Annotated in this window: 6 protein-coding genes and 1 pseudogene; 5 read left to right on the top strand and 2 right to left on the bottom strand. The window is 65.7% G+C overall.

Annotated elements, in window-relative coordinates; all coding sequences use genetic code 11:
- Window positions 1-1,735: glycosyltransferase (locus tag ACH107_RS27465; RefSeq protein WP_412508861.1), on the top strand; the 1,735-nt coding region annotated here is incomplete at its 5' end.
- Here the strand turns inward: ACH107_RS27465 and ACH107_RS27460 are convergent.
- Complete coding sequence (locus ACH107_RS27460; RefSeq protein WP_412508860.1) at window positions 1,689-2,342, bottom strand: GntR family transcriptional regulator; 654 nt, start codon at window positions 2,340-2,342, stop codon at window positions 1,689-1,691. The genes ACH107_RS27465 and ACH107_RS27460 overlap by 47 nt on opposite strands.
- Before the next feature lie 101 nt (window positions 2,343-2,443).
- Between ACH107_RS27460 and ACH107_RS27455 the strand changes: the two genes are divergently transcribed.
- A complete protein-coding gene (locus tag ACH107_RS27455; RefSeq protein ID WP_310691448.1) occupies window positions 2,444-3,088 on the top strand; it encodes a pyrimidine 5'-nucleotidase in 645 nt (214 codons plus the stop codon).
- Between the two features lie 41 nt (window positions 3,089-3,129).
- On the top strand, window positions 3,130-4,326 hold the full coding sequence (locus ACH107_RS27450) for a UbiH/UbiF family hydroxylase (protein ID WP_412508862.1): 1,197 nt from the start codon (window positions 3,130-3,132) through the stop codon (window positions 4,324-4,326).
- Between the two features lie 32 nt (window positions 4,327-4,358).
- On the opposite strand, the gene ACH107_RS27445 is transcribed toward ACH107_RS27450, so the two are convergent.
- The gene (locus ACH107_RS27445) at window positions 4,359-5,240 is read right to left on the bottom strand and encodes an NAD-dependent epimerase/dehydratase family protein (RefSeq protein ID WP_412508859.1); all 882 of its coding nucleotides are present in this window, start codon (window positions 5,238-5,240) and stop codon (window positions 4,359-4,361) included.
- A gap of 134 nt (window positions 5,241-5,374) precedes the next feature.
- Here ACH107_RS27445 and parE point away from each other — a divergent pair, with 134 nt between their 5' ends.
- Together parE and ACH107_RS27435 are read left to right on the top strand one after the other, a co-directional pair.
- A complete protein-coding gene (gene parE / locus ACH107_RS27440; RefSeq protein WP_310702644.1) occupies window positions 5,375-7,333 on the top strand; it encodes a DNA topoisomerase IV subunit B in 1,959 nt (652 codons plus the stop codon).
- 460 nt (window positions 7,334-7,793) lie between these two features.
- Window positions 7,794-7,889, top strand: a pseudogene (locus ACH107_RS27435) (ATP-binding protein); the annotation flags it as partial.

Here is a 7,889-nt window from a genome sequence, read left to right as displayed (position 1 = left end):
GCATCGCCGCGCGCGGGCCGCCTCGGCCCGCAGGCTGCAAGCGGTCGACACCGCACATATGACGGCCGATCCCCGGTTGGTCCGCGCCCTGGGCGCGCGTTTTTGCCTGGCGCGCCGGCTGCTTCCCCTGCGCCACCTTGCCGGCACGCTGGTCCTGCTGGCCGACACTGCCGGGGCCACACCCCCACCCAACCCTACCGATCTGCCCGGGTTCGAGGACTGCATCCTGCGCCTCGTGCCCTGCCCGCCCGACCAGTTGGACGCGCATCTCGCCCGGGCCTGCCCCGCCGCCCTGCAGGACATGGCCGAACGCCGGACACCGCTGCAGGACAGCTGTCGAGGCTGGCGCGTGGGCCGCGCGCGCGCTTTCGGGGCGGCCACCCTTCTGGGCGCACTGGGCGGCCTGCTGGCCTGGCCCGCCGCGGGCTTTGCCCTGATCCTAGGTTGGGGCGTACTCACCCTGCTTATCATGACCGTGCTCAAACTCGCCGCCACGATCATTTTCCTGCGCCACCCGCCCCAGAGCCCCTTGCCGCGCTCGCTGAGCGGCAAGGACCTGCCCACGGTTTCCGTCCTGGTGCCACTTTTCAACGAACGCGACATCGCCACAGCGCTGATCACACGGCTGATGCGACTGGACTATCCCGCAACGAGGCTTGACATCTGCCTTGTTGTCGAGCGCGATGACAAGCTGACCCGCGCAACCGTCGCGGCCACCGATCTGCCACCTCACATGCGGGTGATCGAGGTGCCGCCGGGCACGCTGCAGACCAAGCCGCGGGCGCTGAACTACGCCCTGGCCTTCGCCCGCGGCAGCATCATCGGGGTGTACGACGCCGAGGACGCCCCCGACCCCGACCAGATCAACATGGTGGCCAGCCGCTTCGCCACCCGCGATGGACGCGTCGCATGCCTGCAGGGGCGGCTGGACTACTACAACAGTCACACCAACTGGCTGGCGCGGTGTTTCACCATCGAATACGCCACCTGGTTCCGCATCGTTCTGCCCGGACTGCAAAAACTTGGCCTGGCGGTTCCTCTGGGGGGCACGACTCTGTTTTTCCGCCGCGATGTCCTCGAAAGCCTCGGCGGATGGGACGCCCACAACGTGACCGAGGACGCGGACCTGGGGATTCGCCTCGCCCGGCATGGCTACCGCACGGAAATGCTGGAAACCGTCACCGAGGAAGAGGCCAATGCCCGCGCCTGGCCCTGGGTCAAGCAGCGCTCGCGCTGGCTCAAGGGGTACGCGCTGACATGGGCGGTGCACATGCGCAGCCCCCTTCGGCTCTGGCGCAACCTCGGACCGCGCGCCTTTTTCGGGGTGCAACTGCTGTTCCTGGGCACGCTCAGCCAGTTCGTGCTGATGCCCGCGCTCTGGTCGCTCTGGCTGATCGCGCTGGGGCTGCCGCATCCGCTGTCCGACGTGGTGACCGGGCCGGTGGCGCTGGGGCTTGCCCTGCTTTTCCTCACGTCAGAGGTCATCGGCGCGGGGATCGCCGCGCTGGCGGTGCGCGACGCAGGCAAGCCCGAGCTGATGAAATGGGCGCCATCGCTGCATGTCTATTTCCCGCTCGCCGCCCTCGCCGCCTACAAGGGCCTGCTGGAACTGGCCAGTCGGCCCTTCTACTGGGACAAGACCGCCCATGGCATCTACGACCCCGGTCCGCGCCGGGCCGAGGCGGCGCTTAACGCAGCGCGTCGTCGGCCTCGGCATCGAGGCGCAACCGGATGACGAAGGCCTGGCTGATGTGCTCGCGCAGGGCGGCATCAGCGGCATCGCCGTCGCCCTGCTCGATGGCGCGCACGATGCGCCCGTGCTCTTCGAGGGTGTCCACCGTGCGCCCCTCGGCGGCGATCGAGGTCGAGGCCAGCAACGCCATGGACCGATGCACGAGGTCAAGCTGCTGCACCAGATAGCGATTGTGGCTGGCCAGATGGATCTGCTTGTGAAACCGGCGGTTGGCGCGGGCCATGGCCTCGGGGTCGTGCTGCAGCTTGCGGTCGTCCTCCAGCATGTCGCGCAGCACGCGCTTTTCCTCGGGCGTCGCGTGGCGCGCGGCCAGCCGCGCCGCCAACCCTTCGAGTTCGCCACGCACGACGTAAAGCTCGCTGAGCTGCGAATGATCCAAGGAGGCCACGATCAGCGACCGGCCGTCGCGGGTCAGCAGGCTCTGGGTTTCCAGCCGTTGCAGGGCCTCGCGGATGGGCGTGCGCGAGACACCGAACCTGTCGGCCAGCTCGCTTTCCACAAGTCGGCTTCCGGGTTTGTAGACGCCGGTATCAATAGCCTCGAGGATCAGTTGATAGGCGTCCTTTTGTGGCGTTTTCAGCTCGACCATGGCGGGTTCCCTTCGCGTTTTGCAGACCGTATCCCGTTGCACCCGATTGTATCAAGCCGGACGGATTGCCGCCCCAACGATTCCGGACTAGATAACACGGCATGGTCAAAGCTGCATTTTCTCATGTCCGCGCCTGGGTCTTCGACCTGGACAATACCCTCTACCCGCCCGAAACGGGGCTTTTCGCCCAGATCGAGCCGCGCATGACCGCCTATGTCGCCCGCGCCGCCGGGGTGGACCTGGACGAGGCCGACCGGCTGCGCGATCTCTACTGGCGGCAGTACGGCACCACGTTGGCCGGTCTCATGGCCGAACACGATGTGGACCCGGCCCCCTACCTCGACGAGGTGCACCAGATCGACTTTACCGTGCTTGATCCCGCGCCCCAGCTGGCCCGCGCCATCGCCGCGCTGCCGGGGCGCAGGATCGTCTATACCAATGGCTGCGAACCCTACGCGCGCAACGTGCTGGCCGCGCGCGGCCTGACGGAAGTGTTCGACGCGGTCTATGGCGTCGAACACGCGGGCTTCCGCCCCAAGCCGGAACAGGCGGCCTTCGAGGCGGTCTTTGCCCTGGACGACCTGCCCGCCGATCGCGGCGCGATGTTCGAGGACGACACCCGCAACCTGGCCGCGCCGCACGCCATGGGCATGCGGACGGTCCACGTCGCGCCGCAGCCGGCGCATCACGATCATATCCATCATCACACCGACGACCTCGCGGCCTTCTTGTCGCAGCTGGCCTGAGAGTGCTTTCCCCGGACTGCGGCCGCGCCTATGTCTGGGGCATGGAACAGGTCGACATCTTCATATCGGGTGGCGGGGTGGCCGGGCTGGCTGCCGCCGCCGCCTTTGGCAGCGCCGGGTTTTCCGTGGTCATTGCAGACCCCGCCCCGCCAATCACCGAGGCCGCGGCAGAGGGGGCCGACCTGCGCACCACTGCCTTCCTGCAACCCGCACGCGCCCTTCTGGACCGGGCCGGTGTCTGGGACAGGTTGCTGCCCCATGCCGCCCCCTTGCAGATCATGCGCATCGTGGATGCCGGCGGCGCGGAACCCGAGCCCCGCGTGACCCGCGATTTCGATGCCGCCGACATTTCCGACGCACCCTTCGGATGGAACTTTTCCAACTGGTTGCTGCGCCGAGAGCTGGTCGCGCGCCTTTCGGACGTGCACAATGTCGATTTCCGCCCGGGTATCGGGTTCAAGTCCATGCTGACGCGCGAGGCCGAGGCGCTGGTGACGCTCTCCGATGACAGCCGGCTGCGCGCGCGGATGGTGATCGGCGCGGATGGCCGCGGCTCGCCCGTCCGGCAGGCCGTCGGGATCGAGGCGACGACGACCCGCTATGGCCAGAAGGCCGTGGTCTTCGCCGTCACCCACCCGGAACCCCATGACAACGTCTCGACCGAGGTACACCGCACCGGCGGGCCCTTCACGCTGGTTCCCCTGCCCGATCATGACGGCAAGCCCTGTTCGGCGGTCGTCTGGATGGACACCGGCCCCGAATGCCTGCGCCGGATGACCCTGTCCGCGGCCGGCTTCGAGGCCGAGGCGACCGAGCGCTCCGCCGGGGTGAGCGGGCCGTTAAAACTGGCCGGGCGTCGCATGGTCTGGCCGATCATCAGCCAGCTGGCCGCGCGCATGCAGGCCGAGCGCACTGCACTGGTGGCCGAGGCTGCCCATGTGGTGCCCCCCATCGGCGCGCAGGGGCTGAACATGTCGCTGGCCGATCTGACCTGCCTGCTGGACCTTGCGAAGCAGCACCCCGACCGGCTGGGCGATGCCCGGATGCTTGCCGATTATCACCGCCGCCGCCACCCCGAGGTTCTGCTGCGAGTGCGCGGCGTGGATGCGCTCAACCGCGCCTCGATGGCCGGCAGCCCAATCCTGCGCGACCTGCGCGCCAAGGGGGTCGAGACGCTTTACGGCATCGCGCCGCTGCGCAAGTCGCTGATGCAGCTGGGGCTGGGCGCGCGGGGCTGACGCGGCCCAAAATTCTGGAATTTTGGGCCGCGTCAGCCGATCCTGTCACGCCAGCCATGTTGCGGCTTGAACCCGACCATCCGTTTCGCCTTGGCGTTGGAATAGAAGGTATCGAAGGCGCCCATCTCGCCCTTGACCGGCACGCCCTTGTAGAATTCCTCGATCACCTGGGAGCTGGGGATGCCGACCGAGGTGTCGTCATTGGCCACGTTGAAGACCTCGTAGGCCAGCCCGTCGGTCCGCAGGCAGCAGTCCACCATATGACCCAGATCGCGCGCGTCGATATAGGCGAAGATGTTGCGCCGCCGCAGCGCCGGGCGTTCGACGAAATCTGGAAACATTTCCTCGTATTCATGGGGTTCGATCACGTTGTTGATCCGCAGCCCGTAGATGTCCGCGCCCGATCGAGCCTGGAACGACCGCGCCGTGGCCTCGTTGCAGACCTTGGACATGGCATAGCTGTCATGGGGCACCGTGGGGTGATCTTCGTCCACGGGCACGTAGTCGGGCTTGAGCTCTCCGGCGGCGAAGCAGACGGCGTAGGTGGTCTCGGAACTGGCGAAGATGACCTTGGGAATGCCGAGCTTCACCGCCGCCTCGATCACGTTGTAGGTCGCCAGGGTGTTCTGACGGAAACACTCGCCGTCCGAGCCGATGAGGATGCGCGGGACGGCGGCGAAATGCACCACCGCGTCATAGGGTTGCGGCGGCCTGTCCAGCTCGTCCAGACCCGCCCATTGGGTCATCGCCCCCATGACCTGGCCACTGTCGCACAGGTCGATCAGCAACTCGTTGGTGTCGGGCAGGCCACTGGGCACCCGGTCGATATTGACAACCTCGTGACCCGCCTGTTGCAGGACCGGGATCGCATGGCGCCCCGCCTTGCCGCTGCCGCCGGTGAAGAAAACACGCATGTCGATCCTCCTTGATGCCGCGCCAGCCTACGCACCTCGCAACCGGCTGCAAGGGGGATCGCGCCCATGAACCGATTGCCCCGGAACAGGGATTGCGCCACACTGCGTGCCAATCAACAGGCAGAGCAGCAACCATGGCAGATGACCTTCTCAACCCCACCGGGCACGGGGACTACGACGCCTCTTCCATCGAGGTGCTCGAGGGGCTGGAACCCGTCCGCAAACGCCCCGGCATGTATATCGGCGGCACCGACGACCGTGCGCTGCACCATCTGGTGGCCGAGGTGCTCGACAATTCCATGGACGAGGCCGTGGCGGGCCATGCCAACCGCATCGAGGTGGACCTGCACGCGGACAACAGCATCACCATCCGCGACAACGGCCGTGGCATTCCCATCGACCCGCACCCGAAGTTCCCGGAAAAATCGGCGCTCGAGGTGATCCTCTGCACCCTGCACGCGGGGGGCAAGTTCGGCGGCAAGGCCTACCAGACCTCGGGCGGGTTGCACGGGGTGGGCGCCTCGGTGGTCAATGCGCTGTCGGACTCCATGGTGGTGCAGGTGGCCCGCAACAAGGAACTGCACGAACAGCGCTTTGCCCGCGGCAAGCCGTTGGGCCCGGTGCAAAAGGTGGGCCACGCCCCCAACCGGCGCGGCACCACCGTCACCTTTCACCCCGACGCCGAGATCTTCGGCAGCCACCAGTTCAAGCCCGGGCGGCTCTTCGCCTCGATCCGGTCAAAGGCCTATCTCTTCTCGGGCGTCGAGATTCGCTGGAAATCGGACCTTGACGACGGCGAGACCCCGACCGAGGCGACCTTCCATTTCCCCGGCGGGCTGGCCGATTACCTGCGCGAGACGCTGGGCGCGTCGGCGACCTATTCGGAAACGCCCTTTTCCGGCACCGTGGATTTCCAGGAGAAGTTCAACACGCCGGGCAAGGTCGAATGGGCCATCCACTGGACGCCCAGCCGCGACGGGTTCCTGCAAAGCTACTGCAACACCGTGCCCACGCCCGAGGGCGGCACGCATGTGGCTGGCTTCTGGGCGGCGATCCTCAAGGGGATCAAGGCCTATGGCGAGTTGGTCAACAACCGCAAAGCCGCCCAGATCACCCGCGAGGACCTGGTCACCGGGGGCTGCGCGCTGGTGTCGTGCTTCATCCGCGAGCCCGAGTTCGTCGGCCAGACCAAGGACAGGCTGGCCACCGCCGAGGCGCAGCGGCTGGTGGAAAACGCCGTGCGCGACCATTTCGACAACTGGCTGGCCGCCGACACGAAATCCGCCGGGGCCATCCTCGATTTCCTGGTCCTGCGGGCCGAGGAACGCCAGCGCCGCCGCCAGGAAAAGGAAACCGCCCGCAAATCGGCCACGAAAAAGCTGCGCCTGCCGGGCAAGCTGGTCGATTGCACGGCCACCAACCGGGTGGGCACGGAACTGTTCATCGTCGAGGGCGACAGCGCCGGCGGATCGGCCAAGATGGCGCGCGACCGCAAGACCCAGGCCCTGCTGCCCCTGCGCGGCAAGATCCTCAACGTGCTGGGGGCGGCCAGCTCGAAACTGGGCAGCAACGCCGAGATCAACGACCTGACGCAGGCGCTGGGCGTGGGGCTGGGCACGAAGTTCAACATCGACGACCTGCGCTACGACCGGATCATCATCATGTGCGACGCCGACGTGGACGGCGCGCATATCGCGTCCTTGCTGATGACCTTTTTCTTCAGCCAGATGCGGCCGATGATCGACGCGGGGCACCTCTACCTCGCCTGCCCACCGCTGTTCCGCGTCACGCAGGGCGCCAAGCGGCGCTACTGCCTGTCCGAGGCGGAGAAGGACGCGGCGCTGGAGGCCGGGCTGGGCGGCAAGGGCAAGATGGAGGTCAGCCGCTTCAAGGGCCTGGGCGAGATGGACGCCAAGGATTTGAAGGAAACGACGATGGACCCCGCCTCGCGCAAGCTGATCCGGGTGACCATCGACGAGGACGAACCGGGCGAGACCGGCGACCTGGTCGAGCGGCTGATGGGGAAAAAGCCGGAACTGCGGTTCCAGTATATCTCGGAGAATGCGCGGTTTGTGGAGGAGTTGGATGTTTGACTAGAAAGCAGACTCCAGGCGCAATTAGCGGAGTATCGCTACGATGGCATTTAGAAATCATTCGAGAAAACCTTGCTCATTGCTGGGTAGCTGCAAGGCTCTATGCTCGCCTAGAAGCAGTTGCAAAACAAAGTAAATACCGAGTCGCCGTTAGCCATCTAATTTCGGATGCGCTAAGAGCACATTTAGTGATGACAATGTCTCGAATTTGGGATCACGGCTCAAATAATAAGGACTGCCTTTCTTTTCCCAACTTGAAGCAGCGGAGTGATTTGAATTTAACGCAAGACCAGCAAGCCTTGCTTGATCGACTTAGAACAGACAAAACTATCACCACTATGAACGCCATCCGAGATAGTTTTGTGGCACACAGTCTTGCAAAGCTGAAGAGCGAAGCAGAAACACCAATACCCGGGAGCGACCTCCAAGACTTTATAAATAGTTGCTACTGTTTATTTGCGGGGTCGGGAAATCCTGGCTGGCTTGCGCCCTGGGCCATGAGGCCTGTCGGCAGGGCAAGGTCACCCTCTACTTCCGCATGCCGCGCCTGTTCGGC

The organism is Roseovarius halophilus (ex Wu et al. 2025), from assembly GCF_047086965.1.
The sequence above is the reverse complement of the archived record's forward strand: the minus strand, read 5'-3'. Positions and strand labels throughout refer to the sequence as shown.

Coding starts and splice junctions, on each gene's coding strand:
- ACH107_RS27450 (WP_412508862.1), top strand. CDS start 3,130: ATGGAACAGGTCGACATCTTCATATCGGGTGGCGGGGTGGCCGGGCTG.
- parE (WP_310702644.1), top strand. CDS start 5,375: ATGGCAGATGACCTTCTCAACCCCACCGGGCACGGGGACTACGACGCC.
- ACH107_RS27460 (WP_412508860.1), bottom strand. CDS start 2,342: ATGGTCGAGCTGAAAACGCCACAAAAGGACGCCTATCAACTGATCCTC.
- ACH107_RS27445 (WP_412508859.1), bottom strand. CDS start 5,240: ATGCGTGTTTTCTTCACCGGCGGCAGCGGCAAGGCGGGGCGCCATGCG.
- ACH107_RS27455 (WP_310691448.1), top strand. CDS start 2,444: ATGGTCAAAGCTGCATTTTCTCATGTCCGCGCCTGGGTCTTCGACCTG.